The sequence below is a fragment of the Pseudomonas gingeri genome (assembly GCF_013385635.1).
Lineage (GTDB): Bacteria > Pseudomonadota > Gammaproteobacteria > Pseudomonadales > Pseudomonadaceae > Aquipseudomonas > Aquipseudomonas gingeri_A.
In genome coordinates, this window is record NZ_JACAPR010000008.1 from 134,371 (window position 1) to 158,578 (window position 24,208).

Genomic DNA, 24,208 nt, shown 5'->3' on the forward strand with positions numbered 1-24,208 from the left:
GCTCCGATCAGGACTGGTTGAGCTGCGCTTTGAGCAGGTCACGGAAGGTCTGGATCAACGGCTCGCGGCTGCGGCCACGGCGCAGGATCATCGAGAAAGGCGCCTGGTAACCGAAGGTCGCCGGCAGCAGCACCCGCAGGTCGCCCTTGTCCGCCCAGGGCTGGGCATAGTGTTCGGGCAGGTAGCCGATATAGGCACCGGACAGCACCAGGATCAACTGCGCCTCCATACTTTCGACGGTCGCCGCGCTGTGCTTGAAGCCATGGCGGGCCAGCTCGGCCTGGCTCCAGTAGCCACGGCCGACCATGCGCTGCTGGGTGATGACCTGCTCGGGGATCCTGCGCTCGTGGTACAGCGGGTGGCGATTGCTGCAATACAGCCAGTGCTGTTCGCGGTACAGCGGCTGGTAGACCAGCCCGCTCATGCGCGTGGAAAAGGCGCCGATGGCCAGGTCCAGGCGGTTGTCCTGCACCCCCAGTTGCAACTCATAAGGGCTCATCACCGACAAGTGCAGGTGCACCGCCGGGTGTTCCTGGCTGTAGGCGCCAATGGCTTCGGCCAGAGGCAACGCCGGCTCGCTGACAGTGGAGTCGATCACCCCGAGGTTGAGGGTGCCACGCAATTCGCCCTTGAGGGCGGCGGCATACTGCTCGAAGCCTTCGAGTTCGCCGAGCAGCCGCAGGGTTTCCTGATGGAACAGCTCGCCCTTGCTGGTCAGGCTGAAACCACCCCGGCCACGATGGCACAGCACCAGCCCCAATGCCGCTTCGAGCTGGCTCATATAGGTGCTGATGGCCGAGGTCGACAGATTGAGTTCCTGCTGGGCGTTGGCAAATCCCTGGTGCCGCACCACGCTGACGAAAATGCGCAATAGTTTCAGGTCGGGTAAAGCGTTGGCCATGTGGACTCCTATAGAAGACCTGAATGCCAAACACTGTGGCGAGGGGGCTTGCCCCCTCGTCACATGGGTATTCAGGTGAAACCAGTCTATCCCTCGGCCTGCAATTAGTTTAGAAAAATCTGAACTAAGTATTTGCCGACAGCGATTCTTCCCGCCCGCCACCTTTCGCAGAATCGCCACCAGATAACCAAAACAAATGATGAGGCTTACCCGTGGACAAGATTCTTCACCAACCACTGGGCGGTAACGAAATGCCGCGTTTCGGCGGCATCGCCACCATGATGCGCCTCCCCCACCTGCAATCGGCCGCCGGCCTCGATGCCGCCTTTATCGGCATCCCGCTGGACATCGGCACCTCGCTGCGCGCCGGGACCCGTTTCGGCCCGCGGGAAATCCGCGCCGAATCGGTGATGATCCGTCCCTACAACATGGCCACCGGCGCCGCCCCCTTCGATTCGCTGTCAGTCGCCGATATCGGTGACGTGGCGATCAACACCTTCAACCTGCTCGACGCGGTGCGCATCATCGAAGAAGCCTACGACGGCATTCTCGAACACGATGTGATCCCGCTGACCCTGGGTGGCGACCACACCATCACCCTGCCGATCCTGCGGGCGATCCACAAGAAACACGGCAAGGTCGGCCTGGTGCACATCGACGCGCACGCCGATGTCAACGATCACATGTTCGGCGAGAAGATCGCGCACGGCACCACTTTCCGTCGTGCCGTGGAAGAAGGCCTGCTGGACTGCGACCGCGTCGTCCAGATCGGCCTGCGCGCCCAGGGCTACACCGCCGAAGACTTCAACTGGAGCCGCAAACAGGGCTTCCGCGTGGTCCAGGCCGAAGAGTGCTGGCACAAATCCCTGGCACCGCTGATGGCCGAAGTCCGCGAAAAGGTCGGCAACGGTCCGGTGTACCTGAGCTTCGATATCGACGGTATCGACCCGGCCTGGGCACCCGGCACCGGCACCCCGGAAATCGGCGGCCTGACCACCATCCAGGCGATCGAGATCGTCCGTGGCTGCCAGGGCCTCGACCTGGTCGGCTGCGATCTGGTGGAAGTCTCGCCACCCTACGACACCACCGGCAACACCTCGCTACTGGGCGCCAACCTGCTCTACGAAATGCTCTGTGTACTTCCAGGCGTGGCCCACCGCTGAGGCGCTCCCATGAACGACCGTGACCAGGTGCTCAAGGCCGCCGCCGAGCTGGTAGCCGCCTTTGCCGCCAATGACCGCGAAGCTTACTTCGGTGCCTTCAGCGCCGACGCCAGCTTTGTCTTCTACACCCTCGAACAGCCGCTGCTGTCACGCGATGCCTACCAGGCCGTGTGGGACAGCTGGCGTTCGCAGGATGGCTTCGAGGTGCTGTCGTGCACGTCGAGCAACGCTTTTGTCAGCCTGCAGGGTGACGTGGCGATTTTCATCCATGACGTGGCCACCGAACTGCGCATGCAAGGGGAGCTTCTCTTCAGCCAGGAGCGCGAGACCATTGTGTTTCGCAAACAACAAGAACAGGGCCAATGGCTGGCCTGCCACGAACATTTGTCTGCGACACCCCAAGGACTGCCCTCCCCTTAGCCAACACCGGTAGCCCCCGCGGAAGATGGGGGCACCGCAATGATCGGAGCGATCATGAATAAAAATAACAATGAAAAGAGCCTTAGCAGCATTGAAACGAACGGGGTCGAGCAGATCCCCGACCACGAACGCGACGCCCGGCCCAGCGACCTGTTTCGCCTGATCTTCGGCGGCGCCAACACCTTTGCCACCGCCGTGCTCGGCAGTTTCCCGGTACTGTTCGGCCTGTCCTTCCAGGCCGGTGTCTGGGCGATTGTGCTGGGGGTGATTGTCGGTGCGCTGATCCTCGCGCCCATGGGCCTGTTCGGACCGATCAACGGCACCAACAATGCCGTGTCCTCCGGCGCGCACTTCGGTGTGCACGGACGGATCGTCGGTTCATTCCTGTCCCTGCTGACCGCCATCGCCTTCTTCTCGCTCTCGGTGTGGAGCTCGGGGGATGCGCTGATCGGCGGCGCCAAGCGACTGATCGACATGCCGGAAACCGACCTGACCCTGGGCCTGGCCTACGGCCTGTTCGCGATCCTGGTGCTGACGGTGTGCATCTACGGCTTCCGCTTCATGCTGTGGGTCAACCGCATCGCCGTGTGGGCCGCCAGCCTGCTGTTCCTGCTGGGCATCTTCGCCTTCGCGCCGGCCTTCGACAGCCACTTCGCCGGTACGGTCGCCATGGGCCAGGCAGGTTTCTGGGCAGCCTTTATCGGCTCCGCGCTGGTCGCCATGAGCAACCCGATTTCCTTCGGTGCGTTCCTCGGCGACTGGTCGCGCTACATCCCGCGTGAAACGTCGAAAGGCCGCATCATGCTGGCGGTGATCGCCGCGCAGATCGCCACTCTGATCCCGTTCCTGTTCGGCCTTGCCACCGCGACCATCGTGGCGATCAAGGCGCCAGACTACATCGCGGCGAACAACTATGTCGGCGGCCTGCTGGCCGTCTCGCCGAGCTGGTTCTTCTTGCCGGTGTGCCTGATCGCGGTGATCGGCGGCATGTCCACCGGCACCACCTCGCTGTATGGCACCGGGCTGGACATGTCCAGTGTGTTCCCACGGCTGCTGTCGCGGGTCAAGGCAACGCTGCTGATCGGCGTGCTGTCGATCGCCTTCATCTTCATCGGGCGCTTCGCGGCCAACCTGGTGCAGAGCGTGTCGACCTTCGCCGTGCTGATCATCACCTGCACCACCCCTTGGATGGTGATCATGCTGATCGGCCTGCTGGTGCGCCGCGGCTACTACTGCCCGGATGACCTGCAAGTCTTCACCCGCGGGGAAACCGGCGGTCGCTACTGGTTCAGCCACGGCTGGAACTGGCGCGGTCTCGGCGCCTGGATCCCCAGCGCGCTGGTCGGCCTGTGCTTCGTCAATCTGCCGGGGCAGTTCGTCGGTCCGCTGGGCAACCTGGCCAATGGTATCGACATCAGCCTGCCGATCACCCTCGGCCTGGCCTCGCTGATGTACCTGGCGCTGTTGAGCCTGTTCCCGGAAACCCCGGAAGTCTATGGACCGGACGATGCCCGCAGCAAGGGCCTGAATACAGCGGAGAAACCGGCCATGCGCCAGCCCGCCTGACCCTGTAGGAGCCGGCTTGCCGGCGATGAGGCCCCTGAGCCTTGCATCGCATGATCGGCCGCCATCGCTGGTAAGCCGGCTCTTACATAACCTACTGTTCCACCATAAAAAAGATAATCGGAGACACGCCGTCATGGCCCTGGATTTATTGGTTGTACTCATTTATGCCGCTGGCATGCTCGTGCTCGGTTACTACGGCATGCGCAAGGCCAAGACCCACGAAGACTACCTGGTCGCCGGACGCAACCTGGGCCCGACCCTGTACATGGGCACCATGGCCGCGACCGTGCTGGGCGGTGCCTCCACCGTCGGCACCGTACGCCTGGGCTATGTCCACGGGATTTCCGGTTTCTGGCTGTGTGCGGCCCTGGGCTTCGGCATCATCGCGCTGAACCTGTTCCTCGCCAAGCCGCTGCTCAAGTTGAAGATATTCACCGTCACCCAGGTGCTGGAAAAGCGCTACAACCCCATGGCCCGCCAGGCCAGTGCGGTGATCATGCTGGCCTACGCACTGATGATCGGCGTGACCTCGATCCTTGCCATCGGCACCGTGCTGCAAGTGTTGTTCGGCCTGCCGTTCTGGCTCTCGGTGCTGCTCGGCGGCGGCGTCGTGGTGGTCTACTCGACCATCGGCGGCATGTGGTCGCTGACCCTGACCGATATCGTCCAGTTCATCATCAAGACCGTCGGCCTGATGTTCATCCTGCTGCCGATCTGCCTGTACCGCGTCGGCGGTTGGGATGAGCTGGTGAGCAAACTGCCGGCGGCGAGCTTCAGCTTCACCACCATCGGTTGGGACACCATCATCACTTACTTCCTGATCTACTTCTTCGGTATCCTGATCGGTCAGGACATCTGGCAACGGGTGTTCACCGCCAAGGACGAGAAAGTCGCGAAGTATGCCGGCAGCGTGGCCGGGGTCTACTGCATCGCCTACGGCCTGGCCTGCGCCCTGATCGGCATGGCCGCCCACGTACTGATCCCGGACCTGGACAACGTCAACAACGCTTTTGCCGCCATCGTCAAACTGTCGCTGCCCGACGGCATTCGTGGCCTGGTGATCGCCGCGGCCCTGGCCGCCATGATGTCCACCGCCAGCGCCGGCCTGCTGGCCGCCTCCACCGTGCTGACCGAAGACCTGCTGCCGAAACTGCGCGGCGGCAAACAGTCGAGCCTGGGGATCAACCGCCTGTTCACCTGCCTGACCGGGATCGTGGTGCTGGGCATCGCCCTGGTGGTCAGCGACGTGATCAGTGCACTGACCCTGGCCTACAACCTGCTGGTCGGCGGCATGCTGATCCCGCTGATCGGTGCCATTTTCTGGAAACGCGCCACCACCGCCGGCGCGATCACCAGCATGGCCCTGGGCTTCATCACCGCGCTGGTGTTCATGATCATCGACGGGCTCGACGCGAATACACCGATCTACTACAGCCTGGCTGTCGGCCTGGTCAGCTTCGTGGTGGTCAGCCTGCTGTCCCCTCGTCCGGCGACAGTGGCCAGCGCCATCTGACAATGCAGTTACTTCAGCGGGTGCGACGTCGGTTGTCGCATCCGTTTTTTTTCCCATGGCCGCCGCTTCGGCGCCGACCAATGGTCACCGACACTGAACAAACCTGTGCTGTACTGGCAATCAGCGACTGCCTTGGGGAAGGTATTCTGGAATCAGGTTCCGGATGAGTCCCAAGGTACAAGGATCGCTGGTGTCGTCCTTCCGACAGCCATCGCAATGCCCTGGGAAAGGGTCGAACAAGAAGAAAGTACTTTCCTGCGAGGCATTCATGAACAGGCTCGAGATTCATCAACAGATCTGCCATTCCATAGAACAGCAATTGTCGTTGAAATGGCCCCGGGATCCCTCCCTGGCGGCGGATGACAGTTACTCCCTCGATATCGCCGCGCTGTTCCAGCACCTTGAATGTCAGTTCAATGTGCGGCTGGACCTCAACCGTGACTTGAGGGGTATCAGCACCATCGGCGACCTCAGCCGGTTCATCTACGAAAAGACCCAGCCCTCGCACTGAACCGCGATTGCAGGGTCATTGCCCGGCAGGGTGACGCGCGCGCTCAAGGAAACCACCACGGCTGGAGGGCTTGAGTCGGTATGAAAGCGTTACCGGCGCGGCTGCCGACGGCGGCGTTCGTCGTCCGTGCGAATCGGCACGGGTTGCAGCGGTGGCTCGATCAGGCCGAGGGCGACACCGAGGTCATGGAGCCAGGTTTGCAGTTTGTCTTTCATATAGCCCCCTTCAGGGTAATGCGAGCGACATAGTTCTGTAGCCGCTTCACACAGATCATAGCTCTAAGTCCTACGCAATGCTTCCTTTCCACGGGGTTGATTGCGCCAAATCATGGCAAAAAGCTTCAGGCCGACGCACGGACAGTCACGATCCCGGCACTCAGCTGCGCCTTGCGTTCCTCTTCCATCTCGATCCAGGCCGTCAGGTTCGCGCCCTTCATGCCTTTGCGCCACATCAGCCAGGTGGTGGCGGTGTCGAACGGTGCGGCCATCGGGTGCACCGAGACATTCTCGCGCCCCGGCAGGCTGGCCAGCATCGAGCGGGACATCATCGCCACGCCGGAACCGGCGGTCACGCAGGCCAGCATGCCCGGGTAGGACTCGATTTCGATGGCCCGCCCCATCGCCGCCTGATAATGCGCATACCAGGCCTCCAGGCGAACACGGTAGGAACAGCCGGGACGGAAGGTGAATACCGCCCGCCCCTCGATATCCCGTGCCGTGCGTATCGGCGGATGGTCGGCGGCGGCAATCATCACCAGCGATTCCTGGAACAATGCGATGCCCTCCAGCCCGGCCAGTTGCAGCGGGCCGTCGACCAGCGCGGCATCCAGGCGACCGCTGAGCACGCCCTCGAACAGCTCGGAACTGATGCTCGACTGCACCTGCAGGTTCACCGCGGGATAGGCGCGGTGATAACGCGACAGCAGCGGCGGCAGATGGATCGCCGCGGTGCTGTACATGGTTCCCAGGACAAAGTCGCCGCCCGGCTGGCCGCCCTGCACCGCCGCCTGGGCTTCGTCATGCAGCAGGAACAGCTTGGCGCAGTAGTCCAGCAGGACCTTGCCCGCCGGAGACAGCTGCAAACGCTGGCGCTCGCGCAGGAACAACTCGACCCCGAGTTGCTCTTCGAGCTGCTTGAGCCGGGTCGACAGGTTCGACGGCACCCGATGCAAACGCTCGGCCGCCCGGGTGATGGAACCCTCCTCGGCCACGGCCTGAAAGATCCGCAGTTGACTGAACTCCATGATCTTCTCCAAAAACGAACAAGTTACTTAATATTATTCATTTTTAAAGAAAGTCAATCAGTCCTAGCCTGACGGTCAATCGTCCCTTCTCCAGGAATTGCCGCCATGTCGCCGCTGATTCGTTTAGTCGCCTGTTTCGTCGCCCTGATGATGGTCATGGGCATCGGCCGTTTTTCCCTGACGCCGCAGTTGCCGCACCTGATCAGCGAAGGCCAGATCGATCTGACCGCCGGTGGCCTGATCGCCGCCGCGAACTACCTGGGCTATCTGCTGGGTGCCGCGGATGCGATGTTTGCCCGGCGGCCGGAGCAGATCCGCCAGCGCCTGCTCGGTGGCCTGTGGCTGTGCGTGCTGCTGACCCTGGCGTCGTTCTGGGCCCATGGTTTCTGGTCGCACCTGGCATTGCGCTTCGGCGCCGGGATCGCCAGTGCCTGGGTGGTGGTGATGATTACCAGCCTGAGCCAACCGCTGGCGGCCAGCAGCGGCCGGCATCGCCTGGGGGCGCTGGTGTTCGCCGGGCCCGGCCTGGGCATCGTGCTCACCGGCCTGCTGGCCATGGGCTCCAATCTGCTGGGGCAGACTTCATCCACCTTGTGGCTGGTGTATGCCGTCGCCGGCCTGTTGCTGCTGCTGATGATCCTGCCATTCCTCCCGCACTCGACGGCAACGCCCGCCACGGCGGTGCATATCGCCAATGCCTCGGCGGGCGGCAGCATCGGTCATCTGTGCCTGGTCTACTTCCTGTACGGGCTGGGCTACATCATCCCGGCGACCTTTCTTTCGCAGATGGCCAGCGCCCGTTTCCACGGCGAATGGCAGGCCGACCTGTTCTGGCCCTGCTTCGGCCTTGCCGCCGCCCTGGGGGTCCTGCTGGTCAGTCTGCGCCGGCACAATCCCCGGGTCACCCGTCACTGGCTGATGGCGACGCTGTGGCTGCAAGCCGCCGGTGTCTTCGCCTGCCTGTTGTCCAGCGGACTGGGACTGGTGCTGGGGGTGATTCTCTGCGGTGCGCCGTTCCTCGCCTGCATGCAACTGGTGATGCAGCGCTCGCGGGAACTGGCACCGCACACAACCCAGCGCAATGCCGGCCTGCTGACCGTCTGCTTCTCCGTCGGCCAGCTCAGTGGTCCACTGCTGGCCGCCTTGAGCAGCCATTGGAGCGGTGGCCTGCAGCCGGCGCTGATGGTCGCCGGCAGCGGCCTGGTGATCGCCGGACTGGTTTCGCTGCGGCCGGTTACTGTCCCAGTGCCTTACGCAAACGACGGCGTATCCACTGCTCGGCACTGACCAGGGTGATTCCCAGCAGCACCAGCACCGCGCCGATGACAAAGTTGAAGCTCAAGGGGTCGCCGAGCAGGACGACCCCGAAGGTCACGCCGAACATCGGCGTCATGAAGGAAAATACCGCCAGGTTCGACGCCAGGTAGCGTTGCAGCAGCCAGAACCACACCAGGTAGCTGAAGAACGACACCACCAGGCCCTGGAACAGCACGCTGCCGACGGCAACGGCGGTGAGGCTGACATGACCGATCTGGCCGGAGACGGCGGCAATCGCCAGCAGCCCGACGAAACCGACGATCAACTGGTAGAACAGCGTCAGTGTCACCGGTGCTTCCGACAACCGTGACGCGCGCACCACCACGGTGGTCGCGCCCCAGGCGGCACCGGCCAGCACCCCCAGGGCATCGCCCAGGAGCATGTTGCTGTCCATGTCGGAGAACGATACCCCGCCGGCAAACGCGAAGACGATACCGACAAAGGCCAGGCCGATCCCCAGCCATTGCAAGGGCTTCAGGCGTTCGCTGGGCAACAGCCAGTTCACCCCCAGGGCGGTAAAGATCGGCGCGGTGTAGAGAAACACCGACATATGCGCGGCCGAGGTCCGTTGCAGGCCTTCGGAGATAAACAGGAACTCCAGGCCGAACAGCGCTCCCGCCAGCAGGCCGCCGCGCCACGTCGCACCGATATGGCTCCAGCCGCCCTTCCAGCACATCAGCAGACCCACCAGCAGCGCCGAGATCCCGGAGCGCCCGGCCGCCTGCATGACCGGGGCGATATCCGCCGCGGCCCACTTGATCACCACTTGCTGGATGCCCCAGATCAGGCACAGCCCGAGCATCACCTGGATGGCAAAACGATCGGCGTTACGCCGCGAGGTGCTCATGGGCACCCCGGGCAAGAGAACAAAGACATGGCAGTTTCCGCAAAAGAGAAGACAAGGCCCCCTGGCATACGTGTGCAAGGGTTGATAATCAGGTGAGCGAATCCTACAGGCAGTTTTTACCCATTGGTCAGAAAAAAACCGTGGAAAAAGACTCGAAGATAGCCGAGAGCGTCCTCGAGTGCCGGGAAACGGATCAGGCCCCGGACCGCATCCGCCAGTACCCCACCAGGCTAACCAGGCCACTCACCAGAGTCCCCCAGGCCAGGTCCATGAGTGCCAACTGACCCGACCAGGCCTGCAATGTTGCCCAGTTGCTCAAATCGTAGGTCCCGTAGGCCACCAACCCCAGCAGGGCTCCGAGGCCGGCGGCGCGACGGCTGCTGCGCGAAGCCGCCGCCGGTAGCACGACCAACACCAGCATGCCCACGCCATACAGCAGGTAAAACAGGATCGCCGGCACCCAGCGCGGTTGCTCCAGCATCAGTGGACCGAGCAGGCTCCTGTAGGTGGAGCCCATCAGCACCCCGAGCCAGAGCCCGTCGAGCACGAGAAAGGCCAGCAGCATGGCCAGGTAGGCCAGCAAGGCTTTTCTCATGATCGAAGGCGCTCCCGGCATGGGATTCAGCTCAACTCGATGCGGTCGGCGTGAATAACGATCTGGCCCTGTTTGTACAAGGCACCGATGGCCTTCTTGAAGTTGCCCTTGCTGACGCCGAACAGGCCACTGATCACGGTCGGATCGCTCTTGTCGCTGACCGGCAGCACGCCATTGTTTTCACGCAACTTGGCGAGGATCTTCGAGTTCAGGCTGCCGGCGGCTTCTTCGCCCACCGGTTGCAAACTCAGGCTGATCTTGCCGTCGGCGCGGATCTCCTTGATAAAGCCTTTTTCCTGTTTGCCGGCACGCAGGAACTTGAACACTTCGTTCTTGTGAATCAGCCCCCAGTGCTTGTTGTCGATAATGGCCTTGAAGCCCATATCGGTGGCTTCGGCCACCAGCAGGTCGACTTCCTGGCCGACCTTGTAGTTGGCCGGGGTCTTGTCCAGGTAACGATCCAGGCGCGCGGTGGCAGTGATACGGCGGGTGTGCTTGTCGAGATAGACATGCACCACGCAGTACTCACCGGCGGTCAACTGGCGCTTTTCCTCGGAATACGGCAGCAGCAGGTCCTTGGGCAGCCCCCAGTCGAGGAACACACCGATGCTGTTGACTTCCTTGACTTTGAGACTGGCGAATTCACCGACCTGAACTTTCGGTGTTTCAGTGGTGGCAATTAACTTGTCAGCGCTGTCCAGATAAATGAAAACATTCAGCCAGTCTTCATCTTCACTGGGAATATCCTTGGGGATATAACGGTTGGGCAAAAGAATTTCGCCGTCCTGCGCACCGTCCAGGTACAAACCGAAGTTAGTGTGCTTAACCACTTGCAAGCTGTTGTAACGCCCGACTAAAGCCATTTCCAATACCCTCATTGCGTGGGCGCCATTCTACCCGAGTTTGGCGGTGCTGTTTCATGCCCCTTGCCCGGCACCGGAAAATCCCTGGCAATGCCGGTTTTCAAGGCTTGCCGGCCCCAATGACACCGCTCGTCAGGCTGTGGTCACCACCAGCAGGCGAAATCCGCCGCCCGGGAAAAACTTGACCGACCAGGGTTACGAATTAAAACAGCGGCTTAGCAGACAATAATGAGTTGAACTTGAAGACCGTGCGGATAATACCGCCGTGTATTTCAGGAGGATATTTACCAAGCTATTTTCAAGCTTTTCAGGTATGATGGTCGATCCAGTTAATATCTACAGGTTAATGGCCGCCATGCGCGTAAAAGCATCCAACAGCAAAGCAAAGCCAGCCCCAGCCGTTGAGACCAGCGACTCGATCAACGAGCAGATTGCTGCTTTCCTGAAATCCGGCGGCGAGATCCAGCAAATTGCCAAAGGCGTCAGCGGCCAGACTTTCGGCCCGTCGAAACAGATCACCCTCGGCAAGAAATAAGTCATCCCCCCCGAAGCCGTTCCCCCTCGCAACACCTTGGCCGCTATGCGCTTTGATCCTCAAGGCGCTAGGGCTGAAGCGACATACCTCGACGCTGATTCTGCCGCACAGACATCTTTCCATTGAACCGCCAGGCCACAAGGCGTTCTATGGGAAAACGCCTTCGCAAGGATTCGCTCATGTCGCGTCGATCCCTTTTTCTGTTCTGCTGCCTGATCCTGGGCCTGGCGCTTGCCGCCTGCACCCGGGTCGGCGTGGCCTATCGCAATCTTGATGTGATCATACCCTGGACCCTCGGCGACTACGTGGACATGAACCGCGAGCAGAAGGGCTGGTTCAACGAGCGCCTCAAGGAACACCTGCAATGGCATTGCACCACGCAATTGCCTGGTTATCTGGACTGGCTCGACCGCTTGCAGCACATGGTCGAGAACGGCCAGGTCAACGATGCCGAGTTGCAGGCACGCATCGTTGAGGCCAAGGCGGCGATTGGCCAGGTCGCCCGGGAAATCACGCCATCGGCCGTCGAGCTGCTCAAGGGCCTGGATGATCGCCAAGTGACGGAGATGAACGAGGCGTTCGCCAAGGAGCAGCGTGAGCGCCAGGCCGAATATGTCGCCCTGCCGCTGGATGAACAGATCCGCCAACGCGCCGAACGGATGAGCAAACGCCTGAAGGCCTGGCTCGGCCCGCTGAGCCTGGACCAGCAGCAACGGGTCATCGACTGGTCGACGGAGCTCGGCGAGCAGAACCGCTTGTGGATTGCCAACCGCGCGCACTGGCAGGCGCAACTGAGCGCCGCGGTCGCCACCCGCCAGAGCGCCGACTTCCCCCAGCGCATCGAGCAACTGTTGCAACATCGCGACAGCCTGTGGACCGCTGAATATCGCCGGGCCTACGACCACACCGAGCAGTCAGCCCGCCGCCTGCTGGTGGACCTGATGGCCGAGAGCACACCCGCCCAGCGTAGCCAACTGCTGAAAAGAATCGCCAACCTGCGCGGCGACTTCAGCGAGCTGAAGTGCCTGAAGGCAGCCTGAATCGCCAGAGAGGATGATCATTCCCACGCTCCGCGTGGGGTCCGCTTTTGTGACGCAGAGCGTCACGGGCTGTGTTACCACGCGGAGCGTGGGAACGATCATCAATGTAGGAGCCGGCTTGCCGGCGATGACGTCCGCGGGAGCGATGCAAACCCCCGGGACGATCATCACCGCATCACGTCATGCAATCTGTGCCCTGGACGCCACTTCGTCGAACACCTGCGGGTCCAGCGCATCGACCTGTTCATCCAGCACCTGGCGCGGATGGTCGTTGCCGGGAATGCAACTGTCGATCAGGCTCAACAGGCTGGAACCACGGGGCGTCAGGACAAAGTTCTCGCCATTGCCGCCCTCTTCTTCCGGCCGCGACTCGATAAAGCCGTTCTTCAACAACAGCCGCTCATACTCCGCCGCCAGGGCTTTCAGTGCGTCGAGGTTACCCGTGGGCTGGCCTTCGGCGGCCTGGGTGGTGGCATGCTGCTCGGCGTAGGCCCGTGGCGCGAAGCTATGGCCGGCGCCGTTCTGTACTTCATGGAGCAGACGCTCGATCAGCTCCCAGTTATAAGTCGTCATCCTGATGCAACCTCCAACCGTTGATAAGAAGAATCTCCCTTATCAGTAGGGACCGGCGGCGGCGGCCACCGTTCAGCCCGATTTCACGGTAGCGCCGACCGTTGGGCGGAACACTATCGGTTGCCACAACCGCCACGGGGCAGCCTGCGCTGCCCCGTGGTTCGTGGTCCTGACCCCGCTAGAGGCTGTCGCTGGTGGAGAAACCCTTCCCACTGGAGCGAGAGGAACTGAACGAGAAGCTGGAACTGGACTTGCTCGACGAACCATCGGTGCTGCTCGAACTGCTACTCCAACTGAACTTCGAATGCGTGCTGCTCGATGCACTGGAGACCACCTTGGCGGCCTGGCGGAAGCTGTCCACCTGATCCGCCACCTGCCCGATCGACAACCCTCCGCGCATGAAGCCGGCCAGCAAGGCTTCCAGGTCGATAGTGTCGGAATAGTTGTAGCGGGCACTGATATGCTCACCCGACTGCAGCTCGCGCTCCACCTGCTTGGCACGCTCATAGTCAGTGGTGGCGTCGCGGCACTTCATCTCCAGCAACGGTACCCGCAGTCGCAGCTCGTCCAGCTCGGTGCGCAAATCTCGTATCCGCAGCACCAGTTCATCATCCTCCAGGCTGGTGGTCTGCCCGGCCAGGCGCTCCAGGGTGACATGGCTCATCTCGGCCATTTGCCCCGCCAGCAGCTCGGAGGCCTTGGCGAAACAGGCGTCCTGACGAGTGACAAAAGGTTGTAGCTGCTCATGAAGCGCATTGGCCTGCGCCTTGCCCGCGTCCAGAGCCTGTTGCGCCTGCTGCCGACGCACCTGCACCACCGACATCTCGCTGCCGGAGACAACCGCATGGCGCAAGCGCTCGACCTCGGCCTCGTAGATACCGCGATTGGCGTCACGCTGCCAACTGGCGGCCTCATTGGCTTCCTGCACGGCCAACAGCGTCCGCTCGGAGGTGTGGTTCTCGATGAAATTGCACAGGCTCGCCAGCCAGCGGTCCAGGCTGCGCCAGGGCCCCCGGCCAGAGTAGCGGTCGGTGCCGAAGCCGCGCCCCTTGAGATAGAGGTAGAACGGATCGACCTGGAAGGCCGGCAGCTTGCTCCGACATTCGGCACGCAGTTCCTTGTAAGACCTGTCCGCCTCGGCACAGAGGGCGAGCGCCTCATTCAACAAGGCGACCTGCTGCTGGTACAGCGGATCCTGTTCAAGTCGCTGTTCGAGGCCCGCCGCCATGCCTTCGAGCTCATCGACTACGTTGGCTACCGCCTGTACTTGCAGGGCGATCGCCTCTTCCGTCCGCGCCAGGTCCTGGCGCAACTCGGCCTCGGCCTGCGTGCGCTGCTCCAGCAAGCGCTGGACCTCGGCGGACAAGGTCGCACCGCCGCTCAGTTGATGACTGGCCAGTTGTGGAAAGATGCTGCTCATCGTCTGTTGCAGGCGCAGTTCCTGCTCATGGGCATTGGACAGTTCAAGCTGGAGCTTACGCAGTTCGTACTCATATCGCCGGGAGTTCTCACTCAGCGATGCCATCATGCTGCTCGCGTTCATTACCACTCCAGGATGTAGTCAGGTTTGCCCTTGACGGGCCCCTTGAGGAACTTGAAGGACAGCGAGTTGGCTGCCTTCCTGCCTACCAGGCGATCATCGACATGGCCGTCCTGCTCCTTGTCTTTCCTGATCGCCTGATAGGTGGCCTGATTGACCCGCACGCCAAAAACCGCCGCATAACGCCGCTCGCCGCTCTCGACACTGGTGATCGGCACCGCAACCACATTGCCGTTCGCATCCGTCGCCTCGGTCAGCAGGTACCAGCTCTTGCTGCCATTGGGATCATAGTTGCGCTCGACCAGCGACTGTTCACCGGCACGGCTCACCACATCCAGGGTCAACGGCGTGGCCGCCACCTCACGCAGTTGCCCGGCATCCTTCAACGCCTGTTCGGCCGCTGTCGCATCCAGCACCTTGATGGCCTGCTCGGCCTTGGCGAACAACGGTTGGAACTGCTCGTTATCCGCGCCGCTCAAGCCCATCCCGCGCACGCTATCGCGGACGTCCAGCAATTGCTTGAGCAAGGGCCGGGTGGCGATCATCTGGGCGGTCAGCGTATCCAGCTGCCCCGTCAGCACCTGCAGGTCGGCGTCATCCTTGTCCAGAAGCTCGGTAACCGCGTTCTTGAGCTTGTACTCGGCATCGCGATTCTCGTTGCTGAAATGCTCGGGCAACGCGGCCAGCTTCAGAGAACGGGACTTGTCCAGCGCCAACCGGGCCTGTTCGAGCAGCCGCTGCGCAGTCGGGGTACTTGCCAACAAGGGGTCGGCTTTCAGCGTGGCGACACGTTTATCCAGTTGTTCAACCCGACCGGCATGGCTGATGACCTGCTCGCGAGCCTTCTCCAGGCCTACCTGAGAGCCCTCGCGTGTGATCCTGCCGAAGAAATTCGAAACCGGATTGCCGATGACCAGCACGACCACAAACGCCGCCAGGACAAAGATTGTCGGCCGCAGCCAGCGATCACGGACGATATAGGCCCGCGCGAGCCGCCTGGACAGCGAGCCGATCTTCGGCTCCTGGTAGGTCAGGCGACTGACGAAGAAGCTGCGCACACCCTCCTCGACCAGGGCATCGTCGACCTCGACCCCCTTCGAGCGGTAGAACTCGCGGATACGCTCGGCCACCTGCCGGCGATGGCCGGGAAGATCCAGGTGCTTCTGGACCTCGGCCTGGCTGTAGCGCAACTCATCGACAAGGGCCATGACCCCCATCTGGTCGCTGAGAGAAACGTTACTCACCTCAGACTCCTTTTTGCAGGAGTGCGGTGAAGCGACGCTTGCTGTCCTCGGTGATCGACTCGATCTCGGCCGCCGCCGCGGAGGACTCCTTGCGCAGCTCCTGGATCAGGTTCAGGCTGCTCGCCTGAAAGTCCACCACGGCGTCGGCCAGGGCCTTGACCGAACTGGCTTTCAAGGTGCCGCCGTAACCGGCCTTCAGCGCCGCATTCAACTGGTCGCCACCGACCTTGGCCTGAATTTCGAGGCTGGAGTTGATACCATCGTTCATCGCATTCAAGGTGTTGGTGACTTCCGCCAAACCGCCGGACGAGGTAAAGCCCGCCGCCAGACCGGTCAGCACGATCTCGTTGGTGGCAAAGAAACTGACGGCGCGCTGATACAGCCGCTCCTTCACCGAGTGGTACTGGCTCAGGCGCGCGAACACCAGTTCCGCGGCGTTGTAGGCAGTCTTGAGCTGGTCGGCGATGTCGGTGATGATCTGGTAGCGCTTGTCCTCGTCCTGCAGGTCACGCAGGGCAATGTCCCGGGCCAGCTCCAGCTTGACCCGCTCCGACGCCTCGATCTCGGCAGGTTCCAGGGCCGCACCGGCATCGGCAAGGGTCTTGCGCCCGCTATCCATCTTCGCCTGGGCAATCTTCTGCACCTCGCTGGCATCGACTTCGGCGGTCTTCATGGCCAGGCGATAGTCCTGATAAGCCTCCAGGATCAGGGTTTCCAGGCGGATCTGTTCGTTCGCCGACTTGGCGACGTCCAGGTAGTTCTTGCGAATATCCTCGAAGCGATCCGGGATCGAGCCCCGGCGCATGTTCATCCAGCCCAGGCGGATACGTTCAGAGAATTGCAGCTTGCCGTCGGCCATCCACTCCATCATCTGCTTGGCATCGGACTGGATCGAATCGAAGCTGGTGGCGATATCGGCGTAACGGGTGCTGATGTCCATGCCCTGCAACTTGTCGCGGACCGCGGCGTTGAACACCGTGGACTGTTGCAGGGTGGCGGCGATATTGGTGACACGGTTGGCGTCATACACCGACACCTTGTCCAGCAGCACCAGTACCGGAGCATTCTGGTCAGGGAAAGTGATGCCGATGGACCGCAGAGCGGACATGGAGCGTTCGAGGTAATTCATGAGCATATTCCCTATACGGAGCCTTCCAGGGCTCCATCATCCTGCCGACGTGAGGGCGAAATACTATCAGAGCATGTTGATAGTTCCCACGCGCAGCAAAGGAATGACTCACGGATCGTAACTGATCGTTCCCACGCTCCAGCGTGGGAATGCAGCCGTGACGCTCTGCGTCACAAAGCGGACGCAGAGCGTCCATAGAGGCGTTACCACGCGGAGCGTGGGAACGATCCCTACTACAGCGGGTTATTCCGCCGCTGGTGCTTCCGGCTTGCGACGCTTGAGCGGCGCCATGCCGTCCTTGCTGACCAGCGACAGGGCGTCGGTCTTCGGCCGGTTGGCGATCTTGCGCTTGGTCGGTGCCTTGGCGGCCGACTTCTTCTTGTCGCCCTTGGCGTCGGTCTTTTTCTTCTTCACGCCCACGGCCTTGCCCGAAGCCTTGACCTTCTTCGGTCCGCCGTAGGTGCCTTTGACTTCCTTGATGGTGCGGCGCTCGAAGCTCTGCTTGAGGTAGCGCTCGATGCTCGACATCAGGTTCCAGTCACCGTGGCAGATCAGCGAGATCGCCAGGCCATCGTTGCCGGCACGGCCGGTGCGGCCGATGCGGTGCACATACTCGTCGCCGCTGCGCGGCATATCGAAGTTGATCACTAGGTCCAGGCCTTCCACGTCCAGGCCGCGGGCGGCGACGTCGGTGGCCACGAGGATCTTCACCCCGCCCTGCTTCAGGCGGTCGATGGCCAGCTTGCGGTCCTTCTGGTCCTTCTCGCCGTGCAGGACGAACGCCTTGTATTCCTGGGCGACCAGGCGACCGTAGATACGGTCGGCCATGGCCCGGGTGTTGGTGAAGACAATGGCCTTCTGGTAGGTCTCGTTGGCCAGCAACCAGTTGACGATCTGTTCTTTGTGCTGGTTGTGGTCGGCGGTGATGATCTGCTGGCGCGTGGTGTCGTTCAGTTGGCTGACCGCGTTGAGCTGCAGGTGCTCGGGGTTGTTCAGGACCTTGGCGATCATCTCGCGCAGGCCGGAACCACCGGTGGTCGCGGAGAACAGCATGGTCTGCTGGCGGTTCGGGCATTCTTCCACCAGGCGCTGCACGTCTTCGGCAAAGCCCATGTCGAGCATGCGGTCGGCTTCATCGAGCACCAGCACTTCGACTTCCTTGAGGTCGAGGTTGCCGGCGTTCAGTTGCTCGATCATCCGCCCCGGGGTACCGATCAGGATATCCGGGACCTTGCGCAGCATGGCGGCCTGGACCTTGAAGTCCTCGCCGCCGGTGATCAGGCCGGACTTGATGAACGTGAACTGAGAGAAGCGCTCGACTTCCTTGAGGGTCTGCTGAGCCAGCTCGCGGGTTGGCAGCAGGATCAGGGTCTTGATGCTGACACGCACCTTGGCCGGGCCGATCAGGCGGTTGAGGATCGGCAGGACGAAGGCGGCGGTCTTGCCGCTGCCGGTTTGCGCCGTCACCCGCAGGTCACGCCCTTCGAGCGCGAGCGGGATGGCCGCTGCCTGCACGGGCGTTGGCTCGACAAATTTAAGCTCGGCCACGGCTTTGAGCAGGCGTTCGTGCAGGGCGAATTGGGAAAACACGGGTGCTACCTCGAAGAAATGCAAAATATTCAGCTGCATAGGGTAACGGTTTCGAGCGCCGAGGCCGAGTTTCTTTGCACTTTGAGCCGCAAACAGTGACGTTTTTGTGAGCAGGTTTGTCTTCAACCGTCACATCCGCGGGCTTAAATGCTCTAATCGATCCGTTATTTCCTTCAGAAGATTCTTCCTTTCCCATGGATATGAAACAGCTCTGGCTCAACGCCCAGGACCTCTGGGGCGCACTCGACCGACATCCCCTGCTGCACACCGGCCTGGGCCTGGTGTTCCTGCTGGTGATGGCGCTGCTGCTCGGACGAGTGGCGCGTTACCTGATCCTGCACGCGACCAAATTGCTCGGGCGCCAGCCGGCGATGCACTGGCTCAATGATCTGCACCAGAACAAGGTGTTCCACCGCCTGGCCCAGATGACGCCGTCACTGGTGATCCAGTTCGGCCTGTACCTGGTGCCGGAGCTGAGCAAGACCGCCCTGCTGTTCCTCGGCAACGCGGCGCTGGCCGTCACCCTGCTGTTCCTGGTCCTGGCCCTGAGCGCCCTGCTCAACGCCCTGCTGGATATCTATGCGCGGACCGAACACGCGCGGACCCGCTCGATCAAGGGCTATGTGCAACTGGCGAAAATGGGGCTGTTCGTGCTCGGCGCGATCGTCATCGTCGCCACGCTGATCGACCGCTCGCCGCTGTTGCTGCTGTCGGGTCTTGGCGCCATGTCGGCGGTGATCCTGTTGGTCTACAAGGACACCCTGCTGTCGTTCGTCGCCAGCGTGCAACTGACCAGCAACGACATGCTGCGGGTCGGCGACTGGATCGAGATGCCCCAGGTCGGTGCCGACGGCGATGTGGTGGATATCACCCTGCACACGGTCAAGGTGCAGAACTTCGACAAGACCATCGTCTCGATCCCGACCTGGCGCTTGATGTCCGAATCCTTCCGCAACTGGCGCGGCATGCAGCAGTCCGGCGGTCGGCGGATCAAGCGCAGCCTGTTTATCGATGCCAGCGGCGTGCGCTTTTTACATGACGAGGAAGAACAGCGCCTGAGCCAGGTCCGCCTGCTGACCGACTACATCGGCCGCAAGCAGGCCGAGCTGAAAAGCTGGAACGAGGCCCAGGGCAATGTCGCGGCGATGTCGGCCAACCGTCGGCGCATGACCAACCTCGGCACCTTCCGCGCCTATGCCCTGGCCTACCTGAAAAGCCATCCGGAGATCCAGGCCAACATGACCTGCATGGTCCGCCAGATGCAGACCACGGCCCAGGGCGTGCCCCTGGAAATCTACTGCTTCACCCGCACCACCGCCTGGGCCGACTACGAACGGATCCAGGGCGATATCTTCGATTACCTGCTGGCGGTGCTGCCGGAGTTTGGCTTGAGCCTGTACCAGCAGCCGAGCGGCGGCGACTTGCGCTCAGGGATGTTGCCGGCGTTGCTGGGCGCCAGCCATATTCCAGGCCCGGAACACCGTGCCCTGTAGGAGCCGGCTTGCTGGCGATAGCGTCCCTTGCGCCGGCATCGCGGCACGAAACGCTCAATACTTGTCGACGATGCCCAGCCTCAGCAGGCCCGGCGAACACCCAGCCGACTGATCCACACCGCCGCCAGAATCACCCCACCGCCCAGGAACAGCCGCCCCAGGTCTTCGTGCTGGTTCCAGATCAGCAGGTTGATCAGCAGTCCCACCGGGACGTGCAGGTTGTTCATCACCGCCAGGGTGCCGCCGTTGACCAGGCAGGCGCCCTTGTTCCACCAGTACAGGCCCAGCGCGGTGCTGACCAGTCCGAGGAATACCAGCACGCCCCACTGCAACGGTGCTTCCGGCAGATAGTGGGTCTTGCCGAACAGCAGGAAAGCCGGCAACGCCACGGCCAGTGCACCCAGGTAGAAATAGCCGAAGCGGCGGTAGTGCGGCAGGTCGCTGGGATGACGCGCCACCAGGTGTTTGTAGAGTACCTGGCCGGCGGCATAGGTGAAGTTGGCCAGTTGCAGCAGCAAGAAGCCCATGAAGAAGTCCGGGTTGATCCGGTCATAACGGATCACCGCCGCGCCGCCCACCGCCACCAGCGCCGCGACCAGGGCCCAGGGGTTGAAGCGCCGATTGAGGGCATCCTCGATCAGGGTCACGTGCAGCGGCGTGAGGATGGTGAACAGCAGCACTTCCGGCACCGTCAGCACACGGAAGCTCAGGTACAGGCAGACGTAGGTCACACCGAACTGCAGGGCGCCGATCAGCAGCATGCCGCGCATGAACGCCGGCTCCACCTGGCGCCAGCGAGTCAGCGGGATAAAGACCAGCCCGGCGAGCAGCACCCGCACCAGCACGGCGAAATAGCTGTCGACGTGACCGGCCAGGTATTCACCGATCAGGCTGAAGGAAAACGCCTGGATCAGCGTGACGAAAAGCAGATAACCCATGAATGCCTCACCCATGTTGTGCGGTATGCCGACATCCTGTGTGGGAGCGGGCCTGCCCGCGAAGAGGCCCTGGCGGTCGCCAACAGCTTCGCGGGCAAGCCCGCACACAAGGGAAACCGGCCTGGACAGATAGATGGCGGCGACCTTAACGGCTTTTCGGAGGGAGTGAAATCTCGGGCGAAAAAAAACCCGATCGGGCAGGGCTGCCGGATCGGGTAACGTGCACCAGGGAGCAACCAGTGCAAAGGGAGGTTCGATGCGCAAACAACTTGAAGGGGCTATTTCGCTGAGGACCAATAGAACATCCGGCGATTAGCTGAAGATTAAGGTCTCAGGCAATCTGCGCGATCCGGGCCTTGGCCTGGTTCAGGCCTTTTTCCTGGAAGTCGCCGCCCATGTTCAGGCCTTCGGCATGGATGAAGCTGACGTCGTGGATACCCACGAACGACAGCACCTGACGCAGATACGGTTCCTGATGATCGTTGGTGCCACCGGCATACAACCCGCCGCGGGCGGTCAGGACGTACGCTTGCTTGCCGGTCAACAACCCCTGCGGGCCGGTTTCGGTGTACTTGAAGGTCACGCCGGCCCGCAGCACATGGTCCAGCCAGGCCTTGAGGGTGCTCGGAATCGCAAAGTTGTACATCGGCGCGGCCAGTACCAGCACGTCCGCAGCCAGCAATTCGTCGGTCAGCAGGTTGGAACGTTCGAGGGAGGCCTGCTCGATCTCGTTGCGCTGTTCGACCGGTTTCATCCAGCCACCCAGCAGGTTGCTGTCCAGATGGGGCACCGGGCTTTTCGCCAGGTCGCGCACAGTGATCTGGTCGGCCGGGTGTGCCGCCTGCCATTGGCTGATGAACTGCTGGGTCAGCTGGCGGGAAACCGAGTCTTGCTGGCGGGCGCTGCTTTCGATGATCAGTACGCGGGACATGGGAGGTGCTCCATCGGTGAGTGCGGTAAGTCGATGGAGTGAAGATTAAACAGCAGGATATCGATTAAAAAGCGGAAAAATCTGCTACAACCTATCTATAAATTTGTTTATAGACGGAGCATGCTTGTCGGCAATGCCCCACTGCTTTCATTTCGCCGAGCAGGACAGGTCCATGCGCAGCCGGATGATCTTGCGGTTGAACTTGGCGGTGACGTTGGTGTTCCTGCCGGCCAGTACTTCCACCTGCCGGGCCCGCGGTGCTTCGGGACCGTTGCGGAACACCACCTTGCACACCGCGTCGGTCTTGCCGTAGTTGCTCAGGTTGATCGAGCCGATGTCTTCATCGGTGTCGTAGGTGGTGTAGTCGATACTCAGGCCATTGAGTTGCTTCTCGACATCGATGGGATAGGCAAACGCGCTCAGCGGCAACAGCGCCAGCAACACACAACAGATCTTTCTCATTCGGCGGTCTCCAATGTGGACCGCCAGCTTAGGACAAGAGGAGCCCAACTTGAAAGCGCCCCGCGTGACCCTCGATCAATGGCGAACGCTGCAGGCCGTGGTCGATCATGGTGGCTTCGCCCAGGCGGCCGAAGCCCTGCATCGCTCGCAGTCGTCTGTCAGCTATACCGTGGCCCGCATGCAGGACCAGCTCGGCGTGCCGCTGCTGCGCATCGATGGACGCAAGGCGGTGCTGACCGAAGCCGGCGGCGTGTTGCTGCGCCGCTCCAGGCAACTGGTGAAACAGGCCAGCCAGCTCGAAGACCTCGCCCATCACATGGAACAGGGCTGGGAAGCCGAGGTGCGCCTGGTGGTCGATGCCGCCTACCCCAATGCCCGCCTGGTGCGGGCCCTGACCGCCTTCATGCCGCAGAGCCGCGGCTGCCGTGTGCGCCTGCGCGAGGAAGTGTTGTCCGGCGTGGAGGAAGTGCTGCTCGAAGGGGTCGCCGACCTGGCCATCAGCGGTTTCAATATCCCCGGCTACCTGGGCACCGAAATGAGCGCTGTCGAGTTCGTCGCCGTCGCCCACCCGGAACACGCCCTGCATCGCCTGCAACGGGAACTGACCTTCCAGGACCTGGAAAGCCAGCTGCAAGTGGTGATCCGCGACTCCGGCCGCCAACAGCCTCGGGACGTCGGCTGGCTCGGCGCCGAGCAGCGCTGGACCGTCGGCAGCCTGGCCACCGCCGCCACCTTCGTCGGCAACGGCCTGGGCTTCGCCTGGCTGCCACGCCACCTGATCGAGCGGGAAATCCGCGAAGGCCTGCTCAAGCAACTACCCTTGGACCAGGGCGGCAGCCGCCACCCGACGTTCTACCTGTACTCGAACAAGGACAAACCCCTGGGACCGGCGACGCAGATTCTCGTCGAGCTGCTGCGCACCTTCGACACCGCGCCACTGGACGCCCCTTTTGCCGCGCCCCAGCAAGCCTGACAGGACGTTGACCGATGGCCTATTTCGAACATGACGGTTGCAAGCTGCACTACGAGGAACATGGCCGGGGCACGCCGGTACTGCTGGTACACGGCCTGGGCTCCAGCGGCCAGGACTGGGAAATGCAGGTCCCGGTGCTCGCCGAGCACTACCGGGTGATCGTCATGGATATCCGCGGCCATGGCCTTTCCGACAAGCCCCGTGAGCGCTACAGCATCGGTGGGTTCAGCGCCGATGTGGTGGCACTGATCGAACACCTGGAACTGGGCCGCGTGCATCTGGCGGGCCTGTCCATGGGCGGGATGATCGGCTTCCAGATCGCCGTGGACCAGCCACAGCTGCTTCATAGTCTGTGCGTGATCAACAGCGCCCCCGAGGTCAAGGTGCGCACGCCCGGTGATTACTGGCAGTGGGCCAAACGCTGGAGCCTGGCACGCCTGCTGAGCCTGAACAGTATCGGCAAGGCCCTCGGCTCGATGCTGTTTCCCAAGCCGGAACAGGAAGAATTGCGACGCAAGATGACCGAGCGCTGGGCAAAAAACGACAAACGTGCTTATCTCGCCAGCTTCGATGCCATCGTCGGCTGGGGGGTGCAGGAACGACTGTCACGTATCGCCTGTCCAACCCTGATCGTCAGCGCCGACCGCGACTACACGCCGGTCGCGCTGAAGGAAAGCTATGTCAAACTGATTCCCGATGCGCGGCTGGTGGTCATCGCCGACTCCCGTCACGCGACACCACTGGACCAACCCAAGGTCTTCAACCGTACCCTGCTCGAGTTTCTAACCGCAGTCGAAACCACCACCCAGGATCACTGAACC

At 62.1% G+C, this 24,208-nt stretch carries 25 protein-coding genes; 11 read left to right on the plus strand and 14 right to left on the minus strand.

Features of this window, described 5'->3' with window-relative positions; translation table 11 throughout:
* Positions 1–7: 7 nt before the first annotated feature.
* Entirely contained in the window at positions 8–901 is an 894-nt protein-coding gene (locus HX851_RS36925; protein ID WP_177060267.1) for a LysR family transcriptional regulator, read from the minus strand.
* A 212-nt stretch (positions 902–1,113) separates the two neighbouring features.
* Here HX851_RS36925 and speB point away from each other — a divergent pair, with 212 nt between their 5' ends.
* The 5 genes from speB (at position 1,114) to HX851_RS36950 (ending at position 6,074) form a co-directional block, all read left to right on the plus strand.
* Positions 1,114–2,064: an agmatinase gene (gene speB / locus HX851_RS36930; protein WP_177060266.1), complete on the plus strand. Its 951-nt coding sequence runs from the start codon at positions 1,114–1,116 to the stop codon at positions 2,062–2,064.
* A 9-nt stretch (positions 2,065–2,073) separates the two neighbouring features.
* On the plus strand, positions 2,074–2,484 hold the full coding sequence (locus tag HX851_RS36935; protein WP_177060265.1) for a YybH family protein: 411 nt from the start codon (positions 2,074–2,076) through the stop codon (positions 2,482–2,484).
* Positions 2,485–2,538: 54 nt separating this feature from the next.
* Entirely contained in the window at positions 2,539–4,050 is a 1,512-nt protein-coding gene (locus HX851_RS36940) for a purine-cytosine permease family protein (RefSeq protein WP_177064771.1), read from the plus strand.
* Positions 4,051–4,183: 133 nt separating this feature from the next.
* Positions 4,184–5,563 carry a sodium:solute symporter family protein gene (locus HX851_RS36945; RefSeq protein WP_177064769.1) on the plus strand — a complete coding sequence of 460 codons (1,380 nt, stop codon included), beginning with the start codon at positions 4,184–4,186 and terminating at the stop codon, positions 5,561–5,563.
* Positions 5,564–5,831: 268 nt separating this feature from the next.
* Entirely contained in the window at positions 5,832–6,074 is a 243-nt protein-coding gene (locus tag HX851_RS36950) for an acyl carrier protein (RefSeq protein WP_017124507.1), read from the plus strand.
* An 89-nt stretch (positions 6,075–6,163) separates the two neighbouring features.
* On the opposite strand, the gene HX851_RS36955 is transcribed toward HX851_RS36950, so the two are convergent.
* Both HX851_RS36955 and ptrR read right to left on the minus strand, forming a co-directional pair.
* Positions 6,164–6,289 carry a PA1414 family protein gene (locus HX851_RS36955; protein ID WP_017124508.1) on the minus strand — a complete coding sequence of 42 codons (126 nt, stop codon included), beginning with the start codon at positions 6,287–6,289 and terminating at the stop codon, positions 6,164–6,166.
* Between the two features lie 125 nt (positions 6,290–6,414).
* Entirely contained in the window at positions 6,415–7,317 is a 903-nt protein-coding gene (ptrR, locus tag HX851_RS36960) for a putrescine utilization regulator PtrR (RefSeq protein WP_042934666.1), read from the minus strand.
* Positions 7,318–7,422: 105 nt separating this feature from the next.
* On the opposite strand from ptrR, the gene HX851_RS36965 reads away from it, so the two are divergent.
* Positions 7,423–8,604 (plus strand): MFS transporter, encoded by a 1,182-nt coding sequence (locus HX851_RS36965; RefSeq protein WP_177064767.1) that lies wholly within the window; start codon positions 7,423–7,425, stop codon positions 8,602–8,604.
* Here HX851_RS36965 and HX851_RS36970 read toward each other — a convergent pair.
* From HX851_RS36970 to HX851_RS36980, 3 genes are all read right to left on the minus strand, one after another.
* A complete protein-coding gene (locus HX851_RS36970; RefSeq protein ID WP_017124511.1) occupies positions 8,552–9,481 on the minus strand; it encodes a DMT family transporter in 930 nt (309 codons plus the stop codon). The genes HX851_RS36965 and HX851_RS36970 overlap by 53 nt on opposite strands.
* A 193-nt stretch (positions 9,482–9,674) precedes the next feature.
* The gene (locus HX851_RS36975) at positions 9,675–10,079 is read right to left on the minus strand and encodes a DUF2177 family protein (protein WP_370590964.1); all 405 of its coding nucleotides are present in this window, start codon (positions 10,077–10,079) and stop codon (positions 9,675–9,677) included.
* Positions 10,080–10,102: 23 nt separating this feature from the next.
* Entirely contained in the window at positions 10,103–10,939 is an 837-nt protein-coding gene (locus HX851_RS36980) for a CvfB family protein (RefSeq protein ID WP_177060251.1), read from the minus strand.
* A gap of 346 nt (positions 10,940–11,285) precedes the next feature.
* On the opposite strand from HX851_RS36980, the gene HX851_RS36985 reads away from it, so the two are divergent.
* Entirely contained in the window at positions 11,286–11,474 is a 189-nt protein-coding gene (locus HX851_RS36985) for a PFL_1563 family small protein (RefSeq protein ID WP_176987101.1), read from the plus strand.
* A gap of 179 nt (positions 11,475–11,653) precedes the next feature.
* Positions 11,654–12,514, plus strand: coding sequence for a DUF6279 family lipoprotein (locus tag HX851_RS36990; protein WP_177064763.1), 861 nt, complete (start codon positions 11,654–11,656; stop codon positions 12,512–12,514).
* 180 nt (positions 12,515–12,694) lie between these two features.
* On the opposite strand, the gene HX851_RS36995 is transcribed toward HX851_RS36990, so the two are convergent.
* The 5 genes from HX851_RS36995 to HX851_RS37020 form a co-directional block, all read right to left on the minus strand.
* A complete protein-coding gene (locus tag HX851_RS36995) occupies positions 12,695–13,087 on the minus strand; it encodes a transcriptional regulator (protein WP_177060247.1) in 393 nt (130 codons plus the stop codon).
* A 178-nt stretch (positions 13,088–13,265) separates the two neighbouring features.
* Positions 13,266–14,630: a hypothetical protein gene (locus tag HX851_RS37000; protein WP_177060245.1), complete on the minus strand. Its 1,365-nt coding sequence runs from the start codon at positions 14,628–14,630 to the stop codon at positions 13,266–13,268.
* Entirely contained in the window at positions 14,630–15,871 is a 1,242-nt protein-coding gene (locus HX851_RS45335; RefSeq protein ID WP_368670180.1) for a DUF6384 family protein, read from the minus strand. The genes HX851_RS37000 and HX851_RS45335 overlap by 1 nt, the downstream gene beginning before the upstream one ends.
* A gap of 1 nt (position 15,872) precedes the next feature.
* Positions 15,873–17,000: a merozoite surface protein 3b gene (locus tag HX851_RS37015; protein ID WP_177060243.1), complete on the minus strand. Its 1,128-nt coding sequence runs from the start codon at positions 16,998–17,000 to the stop codon at positions 15,873–15,875.
* 243 nt (positions 17,001–17,243) lie between these two features.
* Positions 17,244–18,590 (minus strand): DEAD/DEAH box helicase, encoded by a 1,347-nt coding sequence (locus HX851_RS37020; protein ID WP_177060241.1) that lies wholly within the window; start codon positions 18,588–18,590, stop codon positions 17,244–17,246.
* 194 nt (positions 18,591–18,784) lie between these two features.
* Between HX851_RS37020 and HX851_RS37025 the strand changes: the two genes are divergently transcribed.
* Positions 18,785–20,083 (plus strand): mechanosensitive ion channel family protein, encoded by a 1,299-nt coding sequence (locus HX851_RS37025; RefSeq protein ID WP_177060239.1) that lies wholly within the window; start codon positions 18,785–18,787, stop codon positions 20,081–20,083.
* Between the two features lie 80 nt (positions 20,084–20,163).
* Here HX851_RS37025 and HX851_RS37030 read toward each other — a convergent pair whose 3' ends face one another.
* The 3 genes from HX851_RS37030 to HX851_RS37040 all read right to left on the minus strand — a co-directional run bounded on the left by HX851_RS37030 (position 20,164) and on the right by HX851_RS37040 (position 22,414).
* Positions 20,164–21,021 (minus strand): carboxylate/amino acid/amine transporter, encoded by an 858-nt coding sequence (locus HX851_RS37030; RefSeq protein ID WP_177060237.1) that lies wholly within the window; start codon positions 21,019–21,021, stop codon positions 20,164–20,166.
* A 331-nt stretch (positions 21,022–21,352) separates the two neighbouring features.
* Positions 21,353–21,952: an FMN-dependent NADH-azoreductase gene (locus tag HX851_RS37035; RefSeq protein WP_177060235.1), complete on the minus strand. Its 600-nt coding sequence runs from the start codon at positions 21,950–21,952 to the stop codon at positions 21,353–21,355.
* Positions 21,953–22,099: 147 nt separating this feature from the next.
* A complete protein-coding gene (locus tag HX851_RS37040) occupies positions 22,100–22,414 on the minus strand; it encodes a 3-phosphoglycerate kinase (protein WP_177060233.1) in 315 nt (104 codons plus the stop codon).
* A gap of 49 nt (positions 22,415–22,463) precedes the next feature.
* Here HX851_RS37040 and HX851_RS37045 point away from each other — a divergent pair, with 49 nt between their 5' ends.
* Together HX851_RS37045 and HX851_RS37050 are read left to right on the plus strand one after the other, a co-directional pair.
* On the plus strand, positions 22,464–23,387 hold the full coding sequence (locus HX851_RS37045) for a PA3225 family LysR-type transcriptional regulator (protein WP_177060232.1): 924 nt from the start codon (positions 22,464–22,466) through the stop codon (positions 23,385–23,387).
* A 14-nt stretch (positions 23,388–23,401) separates the two neighbouring features.
* Positions 23,402–24,205: an alpha/beta fold hydrolase gene (locus tag HX851_RS37050; RefSeq protein ID WP_177060230.1), complete on the plus strand. Its 804-nt coding sequence runs from the start codon at positions 23,402–23,404 to the stop codon at positions 24,203–24,205.
* Positions 24,206–24,208: the final 3 nt, after the last annotated feature.